20 protein-coding genes and 2 tRNA genes are annotated in these 23,925 nt (G+C 65.6%); 9 read left to right on the forward strand and 13 right to left on the reverse strand.

What is annotated here, in order from left to right; genetic code table 11:
• The first annotated feature begins 440 nt into the window (after window positions 1-440).
• A complete protein-coding gene (locus QNO03_RS03495; RefSeq protein WP_289601897.1) occupies window positions 441-764 on the forward strand; it encodes a hypothetical protein in 324 nt (107 codons plus the stop codon).
• Window positions 765-811: 47 nt separating this feature from the next.
• Entirely contained in the window at window positions 812-3,439 is a 2,628-nt protein-coding gene (valS, locus tag QNO03_RS03500) for a valine--tRNA ligase (protein ID WP_289601899.1), read from the forward strand.
• Between the two features lie 65 nt (window positions 3,440-3,504).
• On the opposite strand, the gene QNO03_RS03505 is transcribed toward valS, so the two are convergent.
• The 6 genes from QNO03_RS03505 to QNO03_RS03530 all read right to left on the reverse strand — a co-directional run bounded on the left by QNO03_RS03505 (window position 3,505) and on the right by QNO03_RS03530 (window position 8,794).
• A complete protein-coding gene (locus tag QNO03_RS03505; protein WP_289601901.1) occupies window positions 3,505-4,161 on the reverse strand; it encodes a mycothiol-dependent nitroreductase Rv2466c family protein in 657 nt (218 codons plus the stop codon).
• Window positions 4,162-4,227: 66 nt separating this feature from the next.
• A complete protein-coding gene (clpX, locus tag QNO03_RS03510) occupies window positions 4,228-5,520 on the reverse strand; it encodes an ATP-dependent Clp protease ATP-binding subunit ClpX (RefSeq protein WP_229948776.1) in 1,293 nt (430 codons plus the stop codon).
• A 169-nt stretch (window positions 5,521-5,689) separates the two neighbouring features.
• Window positions 5,690-6,364 (reverse strand): ATP-dependent Clp protease proteolytic subunit, encoded by a 675-nt coding sequence (locus QNO03_RS03515; RefSeq protein WP_227921049.1) that lies wholly within the window; start codon window positions 6,362-6,364, stop codon window positions 5,690-5,692.
• 49 nt (window positions 6,365-6,413) lie between these two features.
• The gene (locus QNO03_RS03520; RefSeq protein ID WP_229948941.1) at window positions 6,414-7,034 is read right to left on the reverse strand and encodes an ATP-dependent Clp protease proteolytic subunit; all 621 of its coding nucleotides are present in this window, start codon (window positions 7,032-7,034) and stop codon (window positions 6,414-6,416) included.
• A 279-nt stretch (window positions 7,035-7,313) separates the two neighbouring features.
• Entirely contained in the window at window positions 7,314-8,666 is a 1,353-nt protein-coding gene (gene tig, locus QNO03_RS03525; RefSeq protein ID WP_289601904.1) for a trigger factor, read from the reverse strand.
• Between the two features lie 54 nt (window positions 8,667-8,720).
• A tRNA-Pro gene (locus tag QNO03_RS03530) sits at window positions 8,721-8,794 on the reverse strand.
• Between the two features lie 150 nt (window positions 8,795-8,944).
• Between QNO03_RS03530 and QNO03_RS03535 the strand changes: the two genes are divergently transcribed.
• Window positions 8,945-9,018, forward strand: a tRNA-Gly gene (locus tag QNO03_RS03535).
• Between the two features lie 99 nt (window positions 9,019-9,117).
• Here QNO03_RS03535 and QNO03_RS03540 read toward each other — a convergent pair.
• Window positions 9,118-10,023 (reverse strand): Fpg/Nei family DNA glycosylase, encoded by a 906-nt coding sequence (locus QNO03_RS03540; protein WP_289601905.1) that lies wholly within the window; start codon window positions 10,021-10,023, stop codon window positions 9,118-9,120.
• Entirely contained in the window at window positions 10,023-10,493 is a 471-nt protein-coding gene (locus QNO03_RS03545; protein ID WP_289601907.1) for a ribose-5-phosphate isomerase, read from the reverse strand. The genes QNO03_RS03540 and QNO03_RS03545 overlap by 1 nt, the downstream gene beginning before the upstream one ends.
• Before the next feature lie 245 nt (window positions 10,494-10,738).
• Here QNO03_RS03545 and QNO03_RS03550 point away from each other — a divergent pair, with 245 nt between their 5' ends.
• From QNO03_RS03550 to QNO03_RS03570, 5 genes are all read left to right on the forward strand, one after another.
• Entirely contained in the window at window positions 10,739-13,960 is a 3,222-nt protein-coding gene (locus QNO03_RS03550) for an LGFP repeat-containing protein (RefSeq protein ID WP_289601908.1), read from the forward strand.
• Window positions 13,961-14,162: 202 nt separating this feature from the next.
• The gene (pepN, locus tag QNO03_RS03555; protein ID WP_289602056.1) at window positions 14,163-16,715 is read left to right on the forward strand and encodes an aminopeptidase N; all 2,553 of its coding nucleotides are present in this window, start codon (window positions 14,163-14,165) and stop codon (window positions 16,713-16,715) included.
• 57 nt (window positions 16,716-16,772) lie between these two features.
• On the forward strand, window positions 16,773-17,291 hold the full coding sequence (locus tag QNO03_RS03560; RefSeq protein ID WP_289601909.1) for an OsmC family protein: 519 nt from the start codon (window positions 16,773-16,775) through the stop codon (window positions 17,289-17,291).
• A gap of 50 nt (window positions 17,292-17,341) precedes the next feature.
• Complete coding sequence (locus QNO03_RS03565; RefSeq protein ID WP_289601910.1) at window positions 17,342-18,004, forward strand: mechanosensitive ion channel family protein; 663 nt, start codon at window positions 17,342-17,344, stop codon at window positions 18,002-18,004.
• Window positions 17,997-18,482, forward strand: coding sequence for a globin (locus tag QNO03_RS03570; RefSeq protein ID WP_289601912.1), 486 nt, complete (start codon window positions 17,997-17,999; stop codon window positions 18,480-18,482). Before QNO03_RS03565 ends, QNO03_RS03570 begins: the two co-directional genes overlap by 8 nt.
• Window positions 18,483-18,500: 18 nt before the next feature.
• On the opposite strand, the gene QNO03_RS03575 is transcribed toward QNO03_RS03570, so the two are convergent.
• The gene (locus QNO03_RS03575; protein ID WP_289601914.1) at window positions 18,501-19,172 is read right to left on the reverse strand and encodes a DUF8185 domain-containing protein; all 672 of its coding nucleotides are present in this window, start codon (window positions 19,170-19,172) and stop codon (window positions 18,501-18,503) included.
• Window positions 19,173-19,646: an acyl-CoA thioesterase gene (locus tag QNO03_RS03580; RefSeq protein ID WP_289601915.1), complete on the reverse strand. Its 474-nt coding sequence runs from the start codon at window positions 19,644-19,646 to the stop codon at window positions 19,173-19,175.
• 143 nt (window positions 19,647-19,789) lie between these two features.
• On the opposite strand from QNO03_RS03580, the gene QNO03_RS03585 reads away from it, so the two are divergent.
• Window positions 19,790-20,674: an acyl-CoA thioesterase gene (locus QNO03_RS03585; RefSeq protein ID WP_289601917.1), complete on the forward strand. Its 885-nt coding sequence runs from the start codon at window positions 19,790-19,792 to the stop codon at window positions 20,672-20,674.
• 76 nt (window positions 20,675-20,750) lie between these two features.
• Here QNO03_RS03585 and ettA read toward each other — a convergent pair whose 3' ends face one another.
• The 3 genes from ettA to ssb form a co-directional block, all read right to left on the reverse strand.
• Entirely contained in the window at window positions 20,751-22,433 is a 1,683-nt protein-coding gene (gene ettA, locus QNO03_RS03590; protein ID WP_229948796.1) for an energy-dependent translational throttle protein EttA, read from the reverse strand.
• A 118-nt stretch (window positions 22,434-22,551) separates the two neighbouring features.
• Window positions 22,552-22,959, reverse strand: coding sequence for a DUF6993 domain-containing protein (locus QNO03_RS03595; protein WP_289601919.1), 408 nt, complete (start codon window positions 22,957-22,959; stop codon window positions 22,552-22,554).
• A 128-nt stretch (window positions 22,960-23,087) separates the two neighbouring features.
• Window positions 23,088-23,708, reverse strand: a complete 621-nt coding sequence (gene ssb, locus QNO03_RS03600; RefSeq protein ID WP_289601920.1) for a single-stranded DNA-binding protein — start codon at window positions 23,706-23,708, stop codon at window positions 23,088-23,090.
• Window positions 23,709-23,925 lie beyond the last annotated feature (217 nt).

Here is a 23,925-nt window from a genome sequence, read left to right on the forward strand (position 1 = left end):
GCTGCGGGGTGGAGTGCAACCAGGCATCCTGGGCGGTTGGAGCGTGTGTGGAGGGATAGAAGCCGCGGGCTACGCGCACGCCATCCCACAGTTTGGGACTGGTATTGCCTGCTGAGGCCCCACCTGCACCAGCAGCACCACTCGGAGGGGTGCTGTGCGGCAAGCGACCCAGTCCGGCACGCCATCCCACGGTTTGGGACTGGTGTTTCCTGCTGAGGCCCCACACGCACCAGAAGCACCACCCGGTGGGATGCTGTGCGGCGGTTGGCCCAAACCCGCGCACGCCATCCCACAATTTGGGACTGGTGGTACCTGCTGAGGTCCCACCCGCACCAGCAGCACCACCCAGTGGGATGCTGTGCGGCGCCTAGGGCTGGTGCCATAGCTGTAGGCTCTCGATACGCCAGCCCACCGGCCCGCCAACCGAACAGGACACAGCCATGCCCCTCGTCTCCAGATTCCTCGCCGGAGTGCTCCTCGCCAATGCGGTCCCGCACGGGGTCAGCGCTGTCCAGGGGCGAAGGTTTCCCACCCCGTTTGCCAATCCGCCCGGCGTCGGACTCTCCGGACCCATGGCCAACGCCGCGTGGAGCGCCCTGAATGCCGCCGGCGGTGCAGCACTGCTCGGCCGGACCAGAGCAGGTTCCCGCGACCGGATCCCGACATTGGCCGGAGCCCTGGCCATGACCTTTTTCCTGGCCCATTACTTCGGCAAGTCACCGCAGGATGGGAAGCAGGCAGCAACACCCCCGACAGTCCGGTAAGTCCGGCAGTGCCTCAGACCATAGGCCTGCATGGAAGAATAGACACCATGGCTGAACATATCCCGGGCACAGACACGCCCGACAACGAACCCCAGACAGTATCCGTCCCCGACAAGCCGGCCCTTGAGGGGCTCGAGTCCAAGCTGAGCGCCCGCTGGCGCGAGGAGGGAACGTACGCGTTTGACCCGGACACGGTCCGCGACGAGGTCTACTCCATCGACACTCCCCCGCCCACGGCCTCCGGCTCGCTCCACGTGGGGCACATGTTCTCCTACACGCAGACCGACGTTATGGCCCGCTACAAGCGGATGACCGGCAAGAACGTCTTCTACCCGATGGGCTGGGACGACAACGGCCTGCCCACCGAGCGCCGCGTGCAGAACTACTACGGCGTGCGCTGCGACCCCACCAAGCCGTACGACGCCGACTACCGCCCGCCTGCCAAGGCCGCGAAGAACCAGCGTGATTTCGACGTCGTTTCCCGCCGCAATTTCATCGAGCTGTGCGAGGAACTGGCAGTGGAGGACGAGAAGGTCTTCGAGGACCTCTTCTCCACCCTCGGCCTGTCCGTGGATTGGAAGCGCACCTACCGCACCATCGACGACCACTCGCGTGCCGTCAGCCAGCGCGCCTTCCTGGACAACCTGCGCGCCGGTGACGCCTACATGGCGGAGGCACCGACCCTCTGGGACGTCACCTTCCGCACCGCCGTGGCGCAGGCCGAGCTCGAGGACCGCGAGCAGCCCGGCGCCTACCACCGGGTGAGCTTCCATGCCCCCGACGGCGAAAAGATCTACATCGAGACCACCCGCCCGGAACTGCTTCCCGCCTGTGTGGCCCTGGTGGCACACCCCGACGACGAGCGGTACCAGCGCCTGTTCGGCACCACGGTGAAGTCCCCGCTGTTCGACGTCGAGGTGGAGGTGAAGGCGCATCCGCTGGCCAAGCCCGACAAGGGCTCGGGCATCGCCATGATCTGCACCTTCGGCGACCTTACCGACGTGACCTGGTGGCGGGAACTGAACCTGCCCACCCGTGCCGTGATTGGCCGCGACGGCCGGATCCTCGCGGATACCCCGGAGTGGATCGCCACCGAGACGGCGAAGGCAAACTACGCCGCCCTGGCCACCAAGACGGTCTTCAGCGCCAAGGAAACCGTCGTGGAGATGCTCCGCGAAAGCGGCGACCTCGACGGCGAACCCAAAAAGATCACCCACCCCGTCAATTTCTTCGAAAAAGGCGACAAGCCCCTCGAAGTGGTCACCAGCCGCCAGTGGTACATCCGCAACGGCGGCCGTGACGAGGAGCGCCGCGAACGCCTGATTGCCCGCGGCAAGGAAATCGATTTCCACCCCGCGTTCATGCGCTCCCGGTACGAGAACTGGATCGAGGGCCTGAACGGTGACTGGCTGGTCTCCCGCCAGCGCTTCTTCGGCGTCCCCGTGCCCGTCTGGTACCCGCTGGATGCCGCCGGAAACCCGGACTATGACCATCCCGTGCTGCCCGATTCCGCGTCCCTTCCAGTGGACCCGGCGGCGGAAGCGGCACCGGGCTACGAGGAATCCCAGCGCAACCAGCCGGGCGGCTTTATCGGCGACGCGGATGTGCTGGACACCTGGGCCACGTCGTCGCTGACCCCGCAGATTGTGGGCGGCTGGAGTGTGGACGAGGACCTGTTCGCAAAGGTCTTCCCGTTCGACCTGCGTCCGCAGGGCCACGACATCATCCGCACCTGGCTGTTCTCTTCCGTGGTGCGCGCCGATGCGCTGAACGCCGCCGCTCCGTGGAAGCACGCAGCGATTTCGGGCTGGATCCTGGATCCGGACCGGAAGAAGATGTCCAAGTCCAAGGGCAACGTGGTGGTCCCCACCGATGTGCTCAACGAGTTCGGGTCCGACGCCGTGCGTTACTGGGCAGCCTCGGCGAAGCTCGGCGCGGACACGGCCTACGAAATTGCGCAGATGAAGATCGGGCGCCGGCTGGCCATCAAGCTGCTTAACGCGTCCAAGTTCGTGCTCAACCTGGGTGCCACGGAGAAGAACGTGGCACTGGAGGACACCTCGGTGATCACCAACGCCCTGGACCTGTCCCTCCTGGCCCAGCTCACCGACGTCGTCCAGGCCGCCACCAGCGCGTTTGACCGCTACGACTACGCCAAGGCCCTGCAGCTGACCGAGTCCTTCTTCTGGTCCTTCACGGATGACTACGTGGAGCTGATCAAGGACCGCGCCTACGGTGCCGCAGGCGAGGCGGAGCAGGCCTCGGTGCTGGCCACCCTGGCCACCACCCTGGACGCACTGCTGCGCCTGTTTGCCCCGTTCCTGCCCTTCGCAACCGAAGAGGTCTGGGGCTGGTGGCGTGCGGGTTCGGTGCACCGGGCCCCGTGGCCGAACGTGGACGGTCTCTCCACCGCGGTGGCCGACGCCGACGCCGGTATCCTCGGCACGGTTGCCACCGCCCTGGGCGGCATCCGCAAGGCCAAGTCGGAAGCCAAGGTCAAGCAGCGGACCGAGGTCCTGAAGGCGACCGTCACCGCACCTGAGGGTGCAGTGGCCCGCCTCCGGGCCGGACAGGCGGATCTGAAGGCCGCCGGCAACGTCCGCGAGCTGAACCTCGCCGTCGGTGAGGGCGAGCTGGCCGTCTCCGATGTGGAACTGGCTCCGCCGGCCGAGTAAAAAGAGCCGCAAACAGCAAAACGCCCGGCCGGGTTACCCGGCCGGGCGTTTTCTGTGCTGAGGACCTAGTCGAACTGCGGGTGCTCGGTCCGGCTGCGCTTGAGTTCGAAGAACGCCGGGTTTGAAGCCAGCATGACGGCGCCGTCAAACATCCGGCCGGCTTCCTCGCCGCGTGGGATGCGGGTCAGCACGGGGCCGAAGAACGCAGTGCCGTTGAAGGCCACGATGGGGGTTCCGACGTCGTCGCCGACCTTGGCGATGCCCTCCTTGTGGGAGGCGCGCAGCTGCGCGTCGTACTCCTCGGTGTCGGCGTACTGCGCGAGCTCGGCAGGCAGGCCGACCTCGGCCAGCGCTTCACGGATCACCGTCGGGAAGTCGGAGTTCCCGCCGGTGTGGATGCGGGTGCCCATCGCGTCGTAGAGCTTCTTGATGTACTCGGTGCCGTGCAGTTCCCGGGCCGCGATGATCACGCGCACCGGCCCCCAGGCAGCGTCCATGCGCTTCCGGTAGTCCTCCGGGAGGTGGTCGCGGCCCTCGTTGAGCACCGACAGGCTCATCACATGCCAGTTGGTGCGGACATCGCGGACCTTTTCCACCTCGTCCATCCACCGGGACGTGACCCAGGCGAACGGGCACATCGGATCGAACCAGAAATCGGCGGTGGATACCGAACCGGCAGTGGATGCGGAACCGGCAGCGGACACAAAGGCATCAGCGGTCATAGAGAACTCCTTCGAAGCAGTAAGCGGCGCTTTGGCGCCCTTGGTACTACTTCCCTAAACCGTGGATCAGGCTGATTTGTTCCGGCGCTTCGTGGCCACAGCATGGGAGATGAGGGTCGGTTCGGCCTTCTTCTCCACGGTATCGGCCGTAATCACCACGGTGGCGACGTTTTCCTGGCTCGGCAGATCGAACATCACCGGCAGCAGGACTTCCTCCAGGATGGCCCGCAGGCCGCGGGCTCCGGTGCCGCGTTCCAGCGCCTGGTCGGCGATCGCGTCCAGTGCGCCCTGCTCGAAGGTGAGTTCGACGCCGTCGAGCTGGAACATCTTCTGGTACTGCTTCACCAGGGCGTTCTTCGGCTCCGTCAGGATCCGGATCAGGGCCGTGCGGTCCAGGTTGGAGACGGTGGTGATGACCGGCAGGCGGCCAATGAACTCGGGGATCAGGCCGAACTTCAGCAGGTCCTCTGGCATGACCTCGGCGTAGGAGTCCGTGCCCTTGGTGGTCTCGATCAGCGGTGCACCGAAACCGATGCCCTTGCGGCCGGACCGGGAGCCGATGATCTCCTCCAGGCCGGCGAAGGCGCCGGCAACAATGAAGAGGACATTGGTGGTGTCGATCTGGATGAATTCCTGGTGCGGATGCTTCCGCCCGCCCTGGGGCGGCACGGAGGCAACGGTGCCTTCGAGGATCTTCAGCAGCGCCTGCTGGACGCCCTCTCCGGAAACGTCCCGGGTGATGGAGGGGTTCTCACTCTTGCGGGAGATCTTGTCGATTTCGTCAATGTAGATGATGCCCTGCTCGGCCTTCTTGACGTCGTAGTCGGCGGCCTGGATGAGCTTCAGCAGAATGTTTTCGACGTCTTCACCCACATACCCGGCTTCGGTGAGCGCGGTGGCGTCGGCGACGGCGAACGGGACGTTCAGGCGGCGGGCCAGCGTCTGCGCCAGATAGGTCTTGCCGCAGCCGGTGGGGCCGATCAGGAGGATGTTGGACTTGCCGATTTCGACGTCGTCGGCGGCTACGGCATCGGCAAGGTTTCCGGCACCCCTCGGGGCATGGCCGGCCTGGATGCGCTTGTAGTGGTTGTACACGGCGACGGCCAGCGAACGCTTGGCGGGTTCCTGGCCGATGACGTATTCCTGCAGGGAGTCAAAGATTTCCCGGGGTTTGGGCAGCTCGAAGGTCCCCAGATCGGCAACCTCGGAGAGTTCTTCCTCAATGATTTCATTGCAGAGGTCGATGCACTCGTCACAGATGTACACGCCGGGGCCGGCAATGAGTTTGCGCACCTGCTTCTGGCTCTTTCCGCAGAAAGAGCACTTGAGCAGATCCGTGCTCTCACCAATGCGAGCCATAGTTCAGTCCCCTTAGATGGTCCTTCAAAAACCGGTTCCGCAGCAGGTGCTGAGCCAACCATGATCCACTCTAGGACACTTGGCGGAGCTATTCAGCAACCAGACGGCCCGTGGTGCGATATTACGCGCCACGGGCCGCCGGAACAGGCTTACTTCTTGGTGCAGCTGGTTACATCTTGTTGATGGCCGGCGTCTTGAGCTTGCGGGAATCAAGCACCTGGTCGATCAACCCGTATTCCAGGGCCGAATCAGCGGTCAGGATCTTGTCACGCTCAATGTCCGTGTTGACCTGCTCGGAGGTGCGGTTGGAGTGCAGCGCCAGGGTGTCTTCCAGCCAGGTGCGCATCCGCATGACCTCGGCGGCCTGGATTTCCAGGTCGGAGGCCTGTCCACCCTGGCCGCCGGACAGTGAGGGCTGGTGGATGAGCACGCGGGCGTTCGGCAGTGCCAGGCGCTTGCCCGGCGTGCCTGCAGCGAGCAGCACGGCGGCCGCGCTGGCTGCCTGTCCGAGGCAGACCGTCTGGATCTCCGGGCGGATGTACTGCATGGTGTCGTAAATGGCCGTCATGGCCGTGAACGATCCGCCCGGGGAGTTGATGTACAGGGTGATGTCGCGGTCCGGGTCGGTGGACTCAAGGACCAGCAGCTGGGCCATGACGTCGTCTGCAGACGCGTCGTCAACCTGGACGCCCAGGAAGATGATGCGGTCTTCGAACAGCTTGGTGTACGGATCCTGGCGCTTGAAGCCGTAGGGCGTACGCTCTTCGAACTGCGGCAGGACGTAGCGGCTGGTGGGCATCTGCGGGGCGACGGCGGAGCCGGCGGTGCCGAAATTATGGTTCATGAATTACTCCTGAAGTCTGCAAATGGAGGGGTGGCTAGCCGGGGGGACCTTAGTCCTCGTCCTTGCCCTCTGCCTGGTCCTGGTTGGTTCCGCCGCCGCCGGTCACTCCGCCTGCGTGCGCGGAGATCTTGTCGAAGAAGCCGTATTCCAGGGCTTCCTGCGCGGTGAACCACTTGTCGCGGTCATTGTCCTTGAGGATGGTCTCAACGCTCTGGCCGGTCTGCTCGGCGGTCAGCTCAGCCATCACACGCTTCATGTTCAGGATCAGCTCAGCCTGGATCTTGATGTCCGAAGCCGTACCGCCGATTCCGCCGGAGGGCTGGTGCATCAGGATGCGGGCGTGCGGGGTCGCGTAGCGCTTGCCCTTGGTGCCGGAGGACAGCAGGAACTGGCCCATGGAGGCGGCAAGACCCGTTGCCACCGTGACGACGTCGTTCGGAATGAACTGCATGGTGTCGTAGATCGCCATGCCTGCGGTCACGGAACCACCGGGAGAGTTGATGTAAAGGTAGATGTCCTTCTCAGGGTCTTCCGCGGAAAGCAGCAGAAGCTGGGAGCAGATCGCGTTGGCATTCTCGTCCCGGACTTCCGAGCCCAACCAGATGATCCGCTCTTTGAGCAGGCGGTTGTAGATGTAGTCGTCCCGGCCGGCCGGGTCCACCGTTGCCATGGTGGGTGTGTTCGGTGCAGTTGCCATACTGAGTGACCTCTCGCTCTGGCAGGAACGGGTGCTGGCCGTGCCAGCGGCTCCTGCCGTTTGTCTCTTCTAGGACACTAGCCTGTTGCGGCTGTCCCCTGCTGCCGTTTCGCTGGCTGTTCGCTGACGGCGCACGATGCGCGTCACATCGGGGTGCGGCACGGCCCACCGGGGAAAACTCCGCTTAAACAGCTGTGCCGCCGGCCCCGGAGGGACGGCGGCACAGTGGTTCTCCGGGGAGAACCGGACAGGCTAGGCCTTGTCTTCGTTCTGCTCTTCGGTGTCTGCTTCTACTGCCTCGGCCTCTTCGCCGGCGGGCCGGACGAATTCGGTCAGGTCAATCTCGGCACCGTTGGTGTCGGTGACCTTGGCCAGCTCGAGGACCTTGGCCAGCGCCTTGCGGCGGCGGACTTCGCCGACCATCATCGGAACCTGGCCGCTCTGGTCGATCAGCTGGGCGAACTGGTTCGGATCCATGCCGTACTGCGAGGCGGAGGAAACGATGTAGTCGATCAGTTCGTTCTGGTTGACGCCTACTTCTTCCTTCTCGGCTACGGCGTCAAGAATGATCTCGTTCTTGAAGGCGGCTTCCGTGTTGGCGCGGACCTCGGCGCGGTGCTCTTCGGTGTCGTGGTCCGGACCGGAGGTCTGGGCGCTCTCGGAGTTGAAGTGCTGTTCGATCTGCTCTTCAATAACGGATTCCGGAACCGGAACCTCAACGAGCTCGAGCAGCTTCTCCAGGACCTTGTCGCGGGCCTCGACGCCCTGCTCCATCAGCTTGGACTCAGCGGCCCGCTTGGTGAGGTCTTCACGCAGTTCGGCAATGGTGTCGAACTCGCTTGCCAGCTGGGCGAAGTCGTCGTTGGCTTCGGGGAGCTCGCGCTCCTTGACAGCCTTGACCGTCACGGTCACCACGGCGTCGGCGCCGGCGTGCTCGCCGCCTGCCAGCTTGGTGTTGAAGGTGGCGGATTCACCGTTGCTCAGACCGGTGACGGCCTCGTCCATGCCCTCAAGCATGGTGCCGGCGCCTACCTGGTAGGACAGGTCTGCGGCCGAGTCGACCTCTTCGCCGTCAACCTTGGCAACCAGGTCCATGGTCAGGAAGTCATCGGCAGCTGCCGGACGGTCCACGGACTTCAGCGTGCCGAAGCGGCTGCGCAGTTCGTCCAGGGCCTTGACGACGTCCTCGTCGGACGCCTCGGCCGGCTCAACGGTGACCTCGAGGCCGGCGTAGTCCGGCAGCTCGATCTCGGGGCGGACGTCAAGCTCGACAGTGAAGACCAGCTGGCCTTCGTCGGTGGCCGGGTCCGGCACTTCGGTGATCTCAACTTCGGGCCGGCTCATGGGGCTGATACCGGTTTCCTGGACAGCCTCCGCGTAGAAGCCATTCAGTCCGTCGTTGATCGCCGTCTCGAGAACGTAGCCGCGGCCAACGCGCTGGTCGATGAGGCGGTTGGGAACCTTGCCCTTGCGGAAGCCCGGGACCTGCACCTGGGTGGCGATGGTCTTGTAGGCCTCTTCGATGCTCGGCTTCAGTTCCTCGAACGGAACTTCGACGTTGAGCTTTACCCGCGTGGGTGTGAGGTTTTCTACGGCGCTCTTCACAGCGTAAGTTCTCCTGAGGGTTCTGGGATTGGTCTGCACCATGGTTATACAGAGTCGGGGTGACAGGATTTGAACCTGCGACTTCCTGCTCCCAAAGCAGGCGCTCTTCCAAGCTGAGCTACACCCCGTCAGTGCACCTGACAGCCTACCTGCCCTGAAGCGGGTATGACGAATTTCCGCGCTCCGGGACGGATTCCACACCCGGCAGGGAACCGGATGCTGGCCGATTATTCACGGCCGGTTGTCGCGTGCTAAGGTAAAACCTGCCTTACGGCGCCGGGGATGTAGCTCAATGGTAGAGCCTCAGTCTTCCAAACTGATTACGCGGGTTCGATTCCCGTCATCCCCTCCACCTTAGAAGGGCCTTCCGCTGTGCGGAAGGCCCTTCTGCGTTTGCCGGGTTATACGGCGCCTGGCCGCGGGTGCCGGTCCCCCGGTGCCGGCCGGTTGGTCAGTCCGCCTGGCAGGACGGGCACCAGTACAGTTTCCGCGCACCCATCTCGGTTCCAGCCACCGGCGTTCCGCACCGCCGGCACGGCAGCCCCGTGCGTTGGTAGACATAGTGGGCTTCGGACACCGGAACAGGTTCGCCGGCGTCTTCCCGGTCCCCGGGAAGGGTGGTGATGATCCTGCCCTGCCGCACGCCGTCGTTCATCAGCCGCACGACGTCGTTCCACAGCTCCCGCGCTTCGTCCCCGTTGACGCTCCGCCCCAGCCGCCAGGGGGAAATCCCGGCACGGAAGAGGACTTCGGCACGGTAGACGTTGCCCACTCCGGCCAACACCTCCTGGTTCATCAGGAGCAGGCCAATGGGCGAGCCCTTGCTGCCCAGCCGGCGGGCGAATTCAGCCGCCCGCTCGGCCCCGGCGGTGCCGTCGGCCCCGTCCGCCAGCGGGTCCGGCCCCAGCCGGGCCAGCACCTTGCTGCGCTCGGCTTCCGTCACCACCTCACAGGCGGTGGGGCCGCGCAGATCCGCCCAGCCGTGGTCGGAGACCAACCGGACCCGCACGGCCCCCTTGGGCTCGGGCGGCCCGGCGTATCCCGCACCGTCGTCCCCTGCTGTCTCGCGCTCCCCCACCCGTCTGGGCGCACCGATGCTGGAGGCACCGGCGAACGTTTCATCTCCGCCGAAATCAAAGGCACCGTACAGGCCGAGATGGATACGCAGATACAGATCGTTGTCGAAATGCAGGAACAGTTGCTTCCCGACGGCGGACGCGCCCTCGAGCACATGGCCGTCCAGCTGCCCGGCACCTGCGGCAAACCGGCCCTGCGGACTGCTGACCGTGAGCCTGGACCCGCCGAATACCGAGGAGAACTGCCGGGCCAGACGGTGTATGGAGTGGCCCTCGGGCATCAGACGGTGGAACCGGTGGCTTCGTACCGCGCAATCTGGCCGATCCGGCGGACGTGGCGTTCGGCGTCGCTGAAGGGTTCGGCAAGGAAGGCCTCGATGATTTCCGTGGCTTCCTCGACGGTGTGCTGCCGGCCGCCGACAGCCACGATGTTCGCATCGTTGTGCTGCCGGGCGAGCCTGGCTGTTTCCAGGTTCCAGGCCAATGCCGCGCGGACGCCGCGGACCTTGTTGGCAGCGATCTGCTCGCCGTTGCCTGATCCTCCCAGCACGATTCCCAGGGCTGCGGTGCCGGCTTCCTGGTCCCGGACCACTGCCTCGGCGGCGTCAATGCAGAACGCCGGGTAATCGTCTTCCGCATCGTATTTCCGCGGACCGTGGTCGACGACGTCGTACCCCTTGCCCGTCAGATGGGCAATGAGGTGGGAGCTCAGGTCCATGCCTGCATGGTCGGTGGCAATGTGGACGCGCATGTGGAGTAAGTCCGTTTCGTCGGGGGGTGGGGAACATGTCCAGCCTAACTTTCCCGTGCAGTGCCTTTCCAAATCCACGGCTCCGTCCCGGGTAACCCGGCTTACATTCCGCGCGGGCCTGCCGATAAGGCAGGTAGGACCATCTTCCGATCCCCCTTGGGTTCGGCCCCGTTCCCCCGTCGGACGTGGACGCTGCAACCGTTCCACAGCAGCGTTCACCATGTCTCGCTCTACAAGGAATTACATTGAAAAGTGCAAAACTCGCAGTTCTGGCCGTTCTCGCGGTTTCCCTGACAGCCGGTGGACTGCCGGCGCAGGATTACACCGAGCTCCCGGACCCGGCTGCCACCGCCGCACCCGGCGGGGGCGCCGCATCGACGTTGCCTCCCACATCCCCGGCGCAGGAGCCGGCGGATGGTGCGACGGCGGCTACGGTACCGGCCACGCCCGAAGCTGCAGGCACGGAACCGGCGCAGCCCACCGCGCCGGCGGACACAGAGCCCGGGGAGTCGGAGGAGCAGCAGGACGACGAAGGCTTTGAACCGGTGGTCGGCGGCGGATTCCCCGTTCCCGGGCCTAATACCCCGATGGTGACGGACCCTGACGGAACCGTCCGGTCGGCCGTGGAGACCGACATCTCCGCGGTCCACGACCACGGCGCCTCCACCTTCAGTGCCCGGAACGGCGGAGCAAGCACCGCGGGTGCGGCGGCCCGCAGCGGAACCATCAAGGTCACCCTGGTCTTTGCCACCCTGACGGATAACCGCAACGGGGTGGACCAGAACGCCGCCCGCGGCTCCGTCGTCGAGGCAAACAAATACTGGCGTGCCATGTCCAACAACAGGCTCGGCATGAGCATCGTGGCGGAACGATCCATTAACAGCACCGCGAACTCCGGGCAGGACTACGCGGACATGATGAACACCATCAGGCGGGACCTCAACTGGTACGAAGATCCCGATGAGGCCCTGGTGGTCTTCGTCCCGGCAGGGGACCTGCGCAGCGGGGGCTACGGCGGCATCCTGGGTGGCGGCTGGACCAGCGGACCAACGAGCGGCTCGGTGCTTATGCCCCGCCCCTCCGGCTTCACCAATAACGTGGTTACCCACGAGCTCGGCCACGTCCTCGGGCTCCTGCACGCCAACAGCCTCAAATGCAATAACGGCCGGGCCGATGTCGGGCTTGGCGTTAACGGTGCCTGGGGCGACGGATCCTGCACCTCGCGCGAATACGGAGATACCTCCGATTTGATGGGCTATGCCCAATACCCTTCGCCGACCATCAGCTCATTCTTCTGGGATCAAGGCGGCTTCGGGCGCGGCGATGAAATATACGATGCCGGCTCTCCGGGGTCAGCCACCAACTACACGTTGAGGGCTTGGGCCGGGTCGGCGTCAAACCGGGCCGTCAAGTTCAGGGACACGTCGGGGGAAACCTACTATCTGGAGCTGCGGCTCCCTGTGGGGTACGACGCTTCAACAGCCGTTGGAGGAAACCGCGGCGTCAAGATCGTCAAGCGGGACCTCGCAAATAACTGGGCGCTCAATTCCCTGGTGGTAGCTCCGAATACCCGCGACTTCGCCGGCTACACAAATGCGAACAGCACCTGGCAGGCAGGCCAGACGTTTACGACGCATGCGGGAACAACCGTGCGTATTAACTCGGTCAGCGGGGACTCGGCGTCTATCACCATCACCGGCGGCGCCGCCGCCCGGGCCATCGAACCAATCGCGCAGGCGCGTGCGGCGCACCCCGAACTCGGTGCAGCCATCTCTGATGTCATCGGTGGCATCAGGGATAACGGGGCGTACCGCAACTTCGCGAACGGCGCCATCCTCTGGAGCCCGGCCACCGGCGCACAGGTTTCCGTAAAGGGTGCCGTCCGGGACGCCTACCAGAGCTCCGGCTTCGAGGGCGGCCCGCTCGGCTTCCCCACCAGCGGCGAAATGGTTATACCCGGCGGCAAATACCAGAACTTCCAGTACGGTGCCATCCTCTGGTCCCCCGCCGGCGGAGCACAAGTCTCCGCCAACGGTGCCATCCGGGACGCCTACCAAAGGTCCGGCTTCGAGGGCGGCCCGCTCGGCTACCCCACCAGCGGCGAAGTCGCCATACCCGGCGGCAAATTCCAGAACTTCGCCAACGGTGCCATCCTCTGGTCGGCCGCCGGCGGAGCACAGGTCTCCGCCAACGGTGCCGTCCGGGACGCCTACCAAAGGTCCGGCTTCGAGGGCGGCCCGCTCGGCTTCCCCACCAGCGGCGAAATGGTCATCCCCGGCGGCAAATACCAGAACTTCGCCAACGGTGCCATCCTCTGGTCCCCCGCCGGCGGAGCACAGGTCTCCGCCAACGGTGCCGTCCGGGACGCCTACCAAAGGTCCGGCTTCGAGGGCGGCCCGCTCGGCTACCCCACCAGCGGCGAAATGGTCATCCCCGGCGGCAAATACCAGAACTTCGCCAACGGTGCCATCCTCTGGTCCCCCGCCGGCGGAGCACAGGTCTCCGCCAACGGTGCCATCCGGGACGCCTACCAGAAGTCCGGCTTCGAGGGCGGCCCGCTCGGCTACCCCACCAGCGGCGAAGTCGCCATACCCGGCGGCAAATTCCAGAACTTCGCCAACGGTGCCATCCTCTGGTCCCCCGCCGGCGGAGCACAGGTCTCCGCCAACGGTTCCATCCGGGACCTCTACCAGAAGTCCGGCTTCGAGGGCGGCCCGCTCGGCTATCCCACCAGCGGCGAGATCAGCGCCAACGGCGGGAAATACCAGAACTTCGCCAACGGTGCCATCCTCTGGAGCCCGGCCACCGGCGCCCAGGTCTCCTCCAACGGTTCGATCCGGGACGCCTACCAGAAGTCCGGGTCCGTGGGGGGCCCGCTCGGCTACCCCACCAGCGGCGAAGTTCCCATACCCGGCGGAAAATTCCAGAACTTCGCCAACGGTGCCATCCTCTGGTCCGCCGCGGGTGGAGCGCAGGTCTCCGCCAACGGTGCCATCCGGGACGCCTATCAAAGGTCCGGCTTCGAGGGCGGCCCGCTCGGCTACCCCACCAGCGGCGAAGTCAGCGCCAACGGCGGAAAATACCAGAACTTCGCCAACGGCGCCATCCTCTGGAGCCCGGCCACCGGTGCCCAGGTCTCCTCCAACGGTCCCGTCCGGGACGCCTACCAGAAATCCGGCTTCGAAACCGGCCCGCTCGGCTACCCCACCAGCGGCGAAATGGTCATCCCCGGCGGCAAATACCAGAATTACGCCAACGGTGCCATCCTCTGGTCCCCCACCGGCGGAGCACAGGTCTCCGCCAACGGTCCTATCCGCGATGCCTACCGCGGACAGGGATTCGAGGGCGGAAGGCTTGGGTATCCGACCTCCGGTGAATATGCCGTAGGCAAAACCCGGGTCCAGGATTTCAAGGGCGGCCAGATCATTCTGGACGCTGATGGGAAAGCGGCTATCCGCTACAACTAGCGGATTGGGGCGCTGCTGCGGCAGCAGATGAGGAGGGCGGGTTGCATAGGCAATCCGCCCTCTCGCGCTTTGTCAGGGTGCTTAGGAGTGAGAGTATGGTGCAGAAGATCACCAGTCTCCGGCGTATCCATCACCACCCAATGAAAACCCAATGGAAAATGCCGGAATCCTTTTCCTTTCGAAAGGCACCCCCTTGCCAGGTATGAATCTCACGCGCTCCGAGGCCCGTGAACGCGCTGAACTGATAAATGTCGAATCTTATGACGTGAATCTGGACCTCACCCGGGGGGATGAGGTCTTCGGCAGCATCACGGTTGTCCGGTTCTCCGCGCAGCAGGGCGCCTCCACGTTTATCGATGCCGTCACTGCCGCCGTGCACCGCATTACCCTGAACGGCGTGTCCCTGGACCCGGAGGAGGTGTCCGACGGCGTACGTATTTCCCTGCCGAACCTCGCCGAGTCCAATGAACTGGTGGTGGAGGCCGACGCCCTCTACATGAACACCGGCGAGGGCCTGCACCGCTTCGTTGATCCCGTGGACAACGAGGTTTACCTGTATTCGCAGTTCGAGGTGCCGGACTCCCGCCGGATGTTCACAGTCTTCGAGCAGCCCGACCTCAAGGCCACCTTCCGCTTCACGGTCACGGCGCCGTCGCACTGGGATGTCATCTCCAACTCCCCCACCCCGGAACCCGTTGCCGCCGGCGACCTGAACGACGCCAGCCCGCGCTCCACCTGGTCCTTCGAGCCGACCCCGCGCATCTCGTCCTACATCACCGCCTTGATCGCCGGCCCGTACCAGGCCGTCCGCAGCGAACTGACCAGCTCCGACGGACGCACCATCCCCTTGGGTGTGTTTGCCCGCCGGTCCCTGATGCAGTTCATGGACGCAGAGAACATCTTCGAACTGACCCGCCAGGGCTTTGCCTTCTACGAGGAGCAGTTCGGCACCCCCTACCCGTTCGAAAAGTACGACCAGCTCTTCGTGCCGGAGTTCAATGCCGGCGCCATGGAAAACGCCGGAGCCGTGACCTTCTTGGAGAGCTACGTCTTCCGCTCCCGGGTCACAGACGCCACGGTTGAACGCCGCGCAGTGACCATCCTGCACGAACTGGCGCACATGTGGTTTGGCGATCTCGTCACGATGCGCTGGTGGAACGACCTCTGGCTGAACGAGTCCTTCGCGGAGTTCATGTCCACCCTCGCCGCGGCGGAGGCCACGGAGTTCAAGCAGGCGTGGACCACCTTCGCCTCCCTGGAAAAGGCCTGGGCCTACCGCCAGGACCAGCTGCCCACCACCCACCCGATCGTCGCCGAAATCCGCGACCTGGAAGACGTCCAGGTCAACTTCGACGGCATCACCTACGCCAAGGGCGCTTCCGTCCTGAAGCAGCTGGTGGCCTGGGTCGGCCAGGACAAGTTCATGGCCGGGGTACGGGAGTACTTCGGCAAGCACGCCTGGCACAACACGGAGCTCGCGGACCTGCTGTCGGAGCTGGAAGCGGCCAGCGGGCGGGACCTCAAGGAATGGTCCGCCCAGTGGCTGGAAACCGCCGGCGTGAACACGCTGCGTCCTGAAATCGAGTCGGATGCGGACGGCACCATCACCTCCTTCGCCGTCCTGCAGAGCGCCATCGAGGAATACCCCACGCTGCGCCCGCACCGCTTGGCCATCGGCTTCTACAACCCGGACGAAGACGGCCGGCTGCAGCGCACGCACCGCGTGGAGCTCGACGTCGACGGCGGACGCACCGAGGTGCCCGACCTCGCCGGTCAGCCCCGGCCGGCCCTGGTGCTGCTCAACGACGACGATCTTGCCTACGCGAAGATCCGCCTCGACGAGGCCTCGCAGCACACCGCCACCAGGAACCTGCGCAACATTGCCGACTCGCTTCCCCGCACCCTCGTCTGGGCCTCGGCCTGGGACGCTGCGCGGGATGCGGAGATCCCGGCCCGCAACTATGTGGAACTGGTCCTGCAGAACATCGCCTCCGAATCCGATTCCACCGTGGTGCAGGTATTGCTGCGCCAGCTGGCCACCACCCTGGCGTTCTACGTCAGCCCCGCAGACCGTGAACCCATGATGGTTGCCGCCGCGGACAGCCTTTGGGAGCTGGCCTCCGCTGCGGAGCCGGGTTCGGATTCCCAGCTGCAGTTCGTCAAGGCCTTTGCCGCCCATGCCTCTTCCGGTGCGCAGCTGGACACGCTGGCGGCATTGTTCGCCGGCAGCCAGTCCCTTGAAGGGCTGAGCATTGACGCGGACCTGCGGTGGGAGCTGCTCACCGGCCTTGTGGCGGGGGGCCGGATGGGTGCCGAAGATATCGACGCCGAGCTGGAACGCGATGCCACCGCCACCGGTGCCCTTGCCGGCGCCATGGCACGGGCGGCGCTGCCCACCGCCGAGGCAAAGGCGGCGGCCTGGGAAGCGATCGTGGAACGGTCGGACATGCCCAACGCTGCCCAGCGTTCCGCCATCGCCGGGTTCATGCGGGTCCACGACGCGCAGCTGCTGGAACCGTATGCCGACAAGTACTTCGCGTCGATCCGCGATGTCTGGGCCAGCCGCACGCATGAGATTGCCCAGCAGATCGCCGTCGGCCTCTATCCCTCCCGGCTGACCCGCCGGGAAACGGTGGAGGCCACCGATTCCTTCCTGGCCGATCTGGGCGCGGACTCCCCCTCACTGCGCCGCCTGATCCTGGAAAACCGTGACGGCGTCGTCCGCGCGCTGAAGGCCCAGGACGCCGACCGGTAGCACCAAACCGCGGCGGTTTCCCTTCCACCGGAGGGCGGAGACGGTAGCTTGGAGAGCGTGAACCTTTCCGAACACCGTTACACGCTCGAGCTCGAATGGACGGGAAACCGCGGCGGGGGCACGGACTCGTACCGCGGCTACGGCCGCGACCACCTCATCCGGGCCGCCGGGCTGCCCGACCTGCCCGGAACCGCCGATCCAACCTTCCATGGGGACCGCGACCGCTGGAACCCCGAACAGCTGCTGCTTGCCGCCCTGGCACAGTGCCATATGCTGTCCTACCTCCATGTCGCGGTCCGGAACGGCATCCGTGTCCTTGCCTACCAGGACTCCCCCGAGGGGCTGCTGCGCCTGAACCGGGACGGCAGCGGTGAATTCACCTCGGTGCTGCTGCGCCCCCAGGTGACCATCGATGACGCCGGCGGTTCCGCCGCCGTCGAGCTGGCCGGAGGCCCGATGCACAGCGAGGCGCACCGCCTCTGCTTCATCGCCAGGAGCGTGAACTTCCCGGTGGAGCACCAGCCGGTAATCTTCAGCAGCACCGGGATGCCGTCCGGGGACGGCGTGGCCGGGTAGCCTTAACCGCAGACCCTCTCCGGCTACAACATAAGGATGACCAGCTACCCGTGCTTTCCGCTTCCGAAATTGACCTCTCGTCAGTGACCCTCAACGACTTTGACATGTCGGGCCTGATCGAGGCTGCCGTTATTGTCCTGGCCGCCACCGGCGTCTGGTTCGCCGCGCGCTTCCTGATCAACCGGTTGGTGGCGCGTGCCCAGAAGGGCTATTCGCTGCTGCATTCCTCCAAGATCAAGTGGGCGCAGCCGGTGATGCGCAACCTGGACAAGAAACGCCGCGCCCAGCGTGCCGACACCATCGGCGCCCTGCTCCGCAGCGCCGTCAATGTCTCCATCTGGACTGTCGCGATCATCATGGTGCTGGACGCCATCGGAATCAACATCGCACCGCTGCTGGCCAGCGTCGGGATTGTCGGTATTGCCCTTGGTTTCGGCGCGCGGGAACTCATCCGCGACGCGCTGGCCGGATTCTTCATCACCATTGAGGACCAGTACGGGATCGGCGACGTCATCGAAGTTGGTGACACCGCGGGAACGGTGCAGTCGGTGGGGATCCGGATTACCCGGATCGTCGATGACCGCGGCGTCATCTGGTACATCCGCAACGGCGAAATCGCCAAGATCGGCAACCGCTCCCAGGGCACCTACGTGGGCGAGGCCGAACCGGCGAAGGCGGAACCCGTCAAGGACGGAATGGCCGCCAATGACTGATCCGGCCCCGCTGGGCGAACCGGCGCCGCCCAGCGCCTCATCCCTCCCGCTGCAGCCCGCGCAGCCGTCCAGCCAGCAGCCGCCGGCCTTCCAGCAGCCGCAGTACACCGACAACTTCTACGAGGCCGTAGGCGGCCACCCCACCTTCGTGAAGCTCGTTGACGTGTTCTACGACGGTGTGGCTGACGATCCGCTGATGCGCCCGATGTATCCCGAAGAGGACCTGGGCCCCGCCAAGGAACGCCTGCTGCTCTTCCTGGAGCAATACTGGGGCGGCCCGAAGACCTACGGCGAACAGCGCGGACATCCGCGCCTACGGATGCGGCACATGCCTTTCATCGTCACCCCCGCGGCCCGGGATGCCTGGCTGCGCCACATGCGCGCCGCCGTCGACTCCCTCGACCTCTCTCCCCTTCACGAGGGAACCCTGTGGGACTATCTGGAGCGCGCCGCCCACTCCATGGTCAACTCGGCGTAGGACCGGGCCGGCCAGCGCCTACAGAACCGCGGGCAACCGCGTCAGGACGTGCCCGCGGGCTGTGCTCAGCCGCAGCCAGCGCCCGTTGCTGAACAGGGCGGCCTCGGCGCCTCCGGCGTCCGGGCCGTCCCCCGGCAGGAAGCCGAGGGAGAGCGCCGCAAATGCGGCTCCCGCCGGCACCGGCACCGCGGTTCCGCCCATTGGCTGCGCCCAGACTCCGGAACGCGCACTGTGTACGACGGCGGCTCCCGGGCTCTGCGGCAGCATCGCAGCCACCTCACGGATGCCGCGGTGCGCGGTCTGCTCCAGGAGCTGGACGGGGACCCGGCCGGCCGGCTCCCAGCCGGACCGCGGAGGCAGAATACCCGCCCAGGTCTCACGCACGGTCATCGGCGGCACCTGAAGCAGCGTCTCGGCGGATCCCATCCGGGCCAGCCGGTCGCCTACCGCCGACAGCTGCACCGTGGCGTCGACCTCGGCGGGGGACGCCAACGGCATGGTCCGCAGGCCCAGCACGGTCGGGGTACCCTCACCCAGGATGCGGGGGCGCAGGATGCACACATAGGCGGCCAGGACACTGCCGACCGCCTGCAGGCGTACGGCACCGTCATCGGCGGCCCTGGCACGGGTGATGAAGTTGCGCAGATCAGCCGTGACCTGCGGATCCGCCAGCAGGAGTTCGCTGTCCATCTAGTTTCCTTTTCCTGCAGTGGCGGCGGCACGGAACGGCACCGGCTCGCCCAGCCATTCCTGGAGCACCCGGCGCTGTCCGTCGGTGAGCGGCATGGGTTTGCCGGTGGCCGCCTCCACCTGCACCATGGCCGCTTCGGCGTAGGCATACACCGTGTCCCGGTCTTCATCGGCCAGCCGGAAGCCGTAGCTGAGGCTGCTGGAACCGATGCGCGTGACCCAGACGTCCACCCAGAGAGGTTCCTTCCCGTGGAGCAGCGGCGCGAGATACTCGATTTCCTGCCGGGCCACATAGGTTGCCGTCCGGTCCCCGGTCAGGTCGCGGAAGCTCCCCGGTCCCCCGGCACCCTCCGGCAGCGGCAGCAGGCCCAGCTGGACCCGTGCCTCCTCGAGGAACTGGACGAACGCGACGTTGTTAACGTGGCCGTTGGGATCTTGGTCGCCGAACCGAAGCTGGATGGGAAAACGATGCATGCTCCCATCCTTTCAGAGAGTGAGGTTTGCCCTAAAACGCCGTCCGCGGTCCGGCAGCGATGTTACTGCCCGGTACGTTTAAGATAAGAGTGTTCCGTGGTTCCCCCGGAAGCGTTGCCTTTGCTGCTAGGAGATAGTCCCTGATGTCCATTGATGAGTCCTTCGATCCGACAGCCTCGCTGTTGAAACTGCTGAACCTCAGCTCTGCCGGCGGTGCGAAGACGGATGAGGACATCTTTGTCGGTGACTCCCAGCCGGAGCCGCGCAAGCGGGTCTTCGGCGGGCAGGTGCTGGGCCAGTCCCTCGTCGCCGCTGCCCGGACCGTTCCCGAAGACCGGGTCATGCACTCCATGCACGGCTACTTCCTGCGTCCCGGTGACACCGAAGTGCCCATCACCTTCGGCGTGGAACGCCTAAGGGACGGCCGGTCCTTCTCCGCCCGGCGCAGCCACGCGTACCAGGACGGCAAACCGATCCTGTCCATGATTGCCTCCTTCCAGGTTCCCGATTCCGGCGTCGACCACCAGGAGGAGATGCCTGCGGGCATCCCCGAACCGGAGGACCTGCCGACTACTGCCGAACTGCTGAAGGACTTCGACCATCCCGTGGCCGAAGCCTGGTCCCACCGGCGCCCGATGGATATCCGCCACGTCATGGACCCGGTCTACGTCCGCGCCGGCCGCGAAAAGACACCGCACAACGCGGTCTGGATGAAGACGTTCAAGCCGCTGCCCGACGGCGAGAACCTGCACCGCGCGGTCCTCGCCTATGCCAGCGACTACACGCTGCTGGAACCGGTCCTGCGCGGGCACGGGCTTTCCTGGACCACCCCCGGCATGAGCATTGCCAGCCTGGACCACGCCATGTGGTGGCACCGCCCGGTGCGGGTTGATGACTGGCTGCTGTATGTCCAGGAATCACCGAGCGCCTCCGCCGCCCGTGGCCTGTCCACCGGCCGGATCTTCAACCGCAGCGGAGAACTGGTGGCCACCGTGGCCCAGGAAGGAATGATCCGCATTCCGCAGTAGCTGCATCCGCCGCAGCAACGAAAAGAGCTCCGCTTCCCCTGGGGGAAGCGGAGCTCTTCGTTATCCGGCTGCGCCCTTAGTCGCGGGTGAGGCGGCGGTGGGTTACCCGGTGCGGCTTGGCCGCGTCCGGGCCGAGTCGTTCGATCTTGTTCTGCTCGTAGGACTCGAAGTTGCCCTCGAACCAGTACCAGTTCGCCGGGTTCTCTTCGGTGCCTTCGAAGGCCAGGATGTGGGTGGCCACCCGGTCCAGGAACCAGCGGTCGTGGGAGACCACCACGGCACAGCCGGGGAATTCCAGCAGTGCGTTTTCCAGGCTGGAAAGGGTTTCCACGTCCAGGTCGTTAGTGGGCTCATCGAGCAGGAGCAGGTTTCCGCCCTGCTTCAGGGTCATCGCCAGGTTCAGGCGGTTGCGCTCACCACCGGAGAGCACCCCGGCCTTCTTCTGCTGGTCCGGACCCTTGAAGCCGAAGGCCGACACATAGGCACGCGATGGCATTTCCACCTGGCCCACCTGGATCCAGTCGTGCCCCTCGGAAACGACTTCCCACAGGCTCTTCTCCGGATCGATCCCGCCGCGGGACTGGTCCACGTAGGAGATCTTGACGGAGTCGCCGATCTTCAGCTCACCGCCGTCGAGCTCTTCCAGGCCGACGATGGTCTTGAACAGCGTCGACTTACCCACGCCGTTCGGGCCAATCACGCCGACAATGCCGTTGCGGGGCAGGGAGAAGGACAGGCCGTCAATAAGCTGCCGGTCACCGAAGCCCTTCTGCAGGTTCTTGGCCTCAAGGACCAGGGAACCCAGCCGCGGGCCCGGCGGGATCTGGATTTCTTCGAAGTCCAGCTTGCGGGTGCGGTCGGCCTCCGCGGCCATTTCCTCGTAGCGGGCCAGACGGGCCTTCGACTTGGTCTGGCGGCCCTTGGCATTGGAGCGGACCCAGTCCAGCTCATCGGTGAGGCGCTTGGCCAGCTTCTGGTCCTTTTTGCCCTGGACTTCCAGGCGGGCACGCTTCTTCTCCAGGTAGGTGGAGTAGTTACCCTCGTACGGGTACAGGTGCCCGCGGTCGACCTCGGCAATCCACTGGGCCACGTGGTCCAGGAAGTACCGGTCGTGGGTCACGGCCAGGACGGCGCCGTGGTAGGCCGACAGGTGCTGCTCAAGCCAGAGCACGCTCTCCGCGTCGAGGTGGTTGGTGGGTTCGTCAAGGAGCAGCAGGTCCGGCTTCTGCAGCAGCAGCTTGCACAGTGCCACGCGCCGCCGCTCACCACCGGAGAGAAGGGTGACATCGGCTTCGGGCGGTGGGCAGCGCAGGGCGTCCATGGCCTGTTCGAGCTGGGAATCAATGTCCCAGGCATCGGCGGCGTCGATGGCTTCCTGCAGCTTGCCCATTTCCTCGAGCAGGCTGTCGAAGTCAGCGTCCGGCTGCGACATCTCTTCAGAAATCTCGTTGAACCGCTGGATCTTGCCGTAGATCTCTCCAACGCCCTCCTGGACGTTGCCGAGTACGGTCTTTTCCTCATTCAGCGGCGGCTCCTGGAGCAGGATTCCCACCGTGTAGCCGGCGCTGAGCCGGGCCTCACCGTTGGAGGGGGTGTCCAGTCCAGCCATGATCTTGAGGATGGTGGACTTACCCGCACCGTTGGGACCCACCACACCGATCTTGGCACCGGGGTAGAAGGACATGCTTACGTCGTCGAGGATAACTTTGTCGCCAACGGCCTTGCGGGCCTTGGTCATCGTGTAGATAAATTCCGCCATATCTACAAGGCTAATGTGTCAGCGCCGATATATACCATTTGTCCCGATTCGGCAGGGCAGGCTCGAGTCCCAGATCCAGCGTCAGTCCCGGCTTGAGTCCCCGGCGTCAGTCCCGGTTTCAGTTCCCCACGAAGCAGCCGCCGTCGGACAGCGGTGGAAGCACGGTCACGGTGGCCGCACCGTCCCTCACTTCGCCGAACACACATTCCCCGCCCTGCAAGGCGGCGGCCTGGATCGAGTCGACCTCCAGCCCGGTGGGGGTCCGGTCAGCCGAGACTTCCACCGATGCCGCCGGGAACCCGGCCGCGGCGAAGGCGTCAGCCATGGCCTGCCGGTCCGGGGATGGATCGGATGCGGCCAGCTTCCCGAGTTCCGATTCCAGCGTTTCCACCGGCGTGGGACTGGACTCGGCAGCGCGGGGCGGGGCCGGTTCCGTGGCCGCGGAACCAGCGGGCGCCGCGACCTTGTCTTCCCCGGCGCCCTCCCCCGTCATGATGCAGCCGGCAAGGACCACTGCGAGCGCCATAGAGCCTCCCGCCAGCGCAATGGCAGCGGCGTGCGGGGGTCTGCGGCGGTCCGTCATCCGGTGATTGTGCCATGCGCCATACTGCCGGGAGAAGGTAGCCGGGCAAGGAAAGCCGCAGCGAACCGCGCCTAATACGGTGTGACGGCCGGTTCGCGCTCGTCCCCGGTCGTTAAGGCCTCTTCCCCGGGTCCGACGGTGCGGCTTTCATTGCTGCTGTCTTCATCGGCGCTGCCTTCTCCGGTGGGATCGAGCAGCTCCCCGGTCAGCGGGTCCAGCCGGCCCAGGGACCCATCGAGGTCAGGGTCGCCCGCGGTTCCGCCGACGCCTGCACTGTCCCGGCCCCGGTCCCCGCCCTCGGTCCGGTCCCCGGCGGATCCGTCCGTTCCGGCGGACAAGGTGCGGCGGAAATTGGCCGTCCCCCACATCAGGTCATGGCCCACCGTGTCTGCATCGATGTCCGCGCTGGTGCCGCTTCGGCCGTCCTCCGTGGCCCATTGCCGCAGGCGCAGCCGCCCGGTCACCACCACCCGGTCGCCCTTATGGATGCTGAACGCGGCATTGGTGGCGAGCTGGCGGAAAAGGCTGACGGCGTACCAATTTGTCTGCCCGTCCAGCCAGCTCCCTGTGTCCCGGTCATAACGGCGTTCCGTCGTGCACATCCGGAAGCTGGCCACCGCGAGCCCGTTGTCGGTGGTGTTCCGGCGGATATCGGTGGCGACGTAGCCCCGGAGCGTAATGGTGTCGGTCATGTTGTCCTGCCTTCGGCTCACTGCCGCGGCGTGCTGCGCCGTGCCCTGTACGGCCCTGCACGGTCCGGCGGCCTGGGTACCGGCGGGTCCGCCGGTTCAGCCAGTTTCCGACTTGCCGCAGGCAGAGACCCCGGGACAGCCGCGGTTGTGGATACCGGCGGAGCCTGCCTCGACGGGCGGCCGGCTGTGGAGGACAAGGTGTAGAGGACAAGCTGTA

Origin of the sequence: Arthrobacter sp. zg-Y877, assembly GCF_030373105.1 — a bacterium.
Classification (GTDB): domain Bacteria; phylum Actinomycetota; class Actinomycetes; order Actinomycetales; family Micrococcaceae; genus Arthrobacter_B.

Excerpts from the sequence above, each read along its gene's own strand:
- QNO03_RS03495 (WP_289601897.1), top strand. The coding sequence starts at position 441 with ATGCCCCTCGTCTCCAGATTCCTCGCCGGAGTGCTCCTCGCCAATGCG.
- valS (WP_289601899.1), top strand. The coding sequence starts at position 812 with ATGGCTGAACATATCCCGGGCACAGACACGCCCGACAACGAACCCCAG.
- QNO03_RS03505 (WP_289601901.1), bottom strand. The coding sequence starts at position 4,161 with ATGACCGCTGATGCCTTTGTGTCCGCTGCCGGTTCCGCATCCACTGCC.
- clpX (WP_229948776.1), bottom strand. The coding sequence starts at position 5,520 with ATGGCTCGCATTGGTGAGAGCACGGATCTGCTCAAGTGCTCTTTCTGC.
- QNO03_RS03515 (WP_227921049.1), bottom strand. The coding sequence starts at position 6,364 with ATGAACCATAATTTCGGCACCGCCGGCTCCGCCGTCGCCCCGCAGATG.
- QNO03_RS03520 (WP_229948941.1), bottom strand. The coding sequence starts at position 7,034 with ATGGCAACGGTGGACCCGGCCGGCCGGGACGACTACATCTACAACCGC.
- QNO03_RS03540 (WP_289601905.1), bottom strand. The coding sequence starts at position 10,023 with ATGCCCGAGGGCCACTCCATACACCGTCTGGCCCGGCAGTTCTCCTCG.
- QNO03_RS03545 (WP_289601907.1), bottom strand. The coding sequence starts at position 10,493 with ATGCGCGTCCACATTGCCACCGACCATGCAGGCATGGACCTGAGCTCC.
- pepN (WP_289602056.1), top strand. The coding sequence starts at position 14,163 with ATGAATCTCACGCGCTCCGAGGCCCGTGAACGCGCTGAACTGATAAAT.
- QNO03_RS03570 (WP_289601912.1), top strand. The coding sequence starts at position 17,997 with ATGACTGATCCGGCCCCGCTGGGCGAACCGGCGCCGCCCAGCGCCTCA.
- QNO03_RS03575 (WP_289601914.1), bottom strand. The coding sequence starts at position 19,172 with ATGGACAGCGAACTCCTGCTGGCGGATCCGCAGGTCACGGCTGATCTG.
- QNO03_RS03580 (WP_289601915.1), bottom strand. The coding sequence starts at position 19,646 with ATGCATCGTTTTCCCATCCAGCTTCGGTTCGGCGACCAAGATCCCAAC.
- QNO03_RS03585 (WP_289601917.1), top strand. The coding sequence starts at position 19,790 with ATGTCCATTGATGAGTCCTTCGATCCGACAGCCTCGCTGTTGAAACTG.
- ettA (WP_229948796.1), bottom strand. The coding sequence starts at position 22,433 with ATGGCGGAATTTATCTACACGATGACCAAGGCCCGCAAGGCCGTTGGC.
- QNO03_RS03595 (WP_289601919.1), bottom strand. The coding sequence starts at position 22,959 with ATGGCGCTCGCAGTGGTCCTTGCCGGCTGCATCATGACGGGGGAGGGC.
- ssb (WP_289601920.1), bottom strand. The coding sequence starts at position 23,708 with ATGACCGACACCATTACGCTCCGGGGCTACGTCGCCACCGATATCCGC.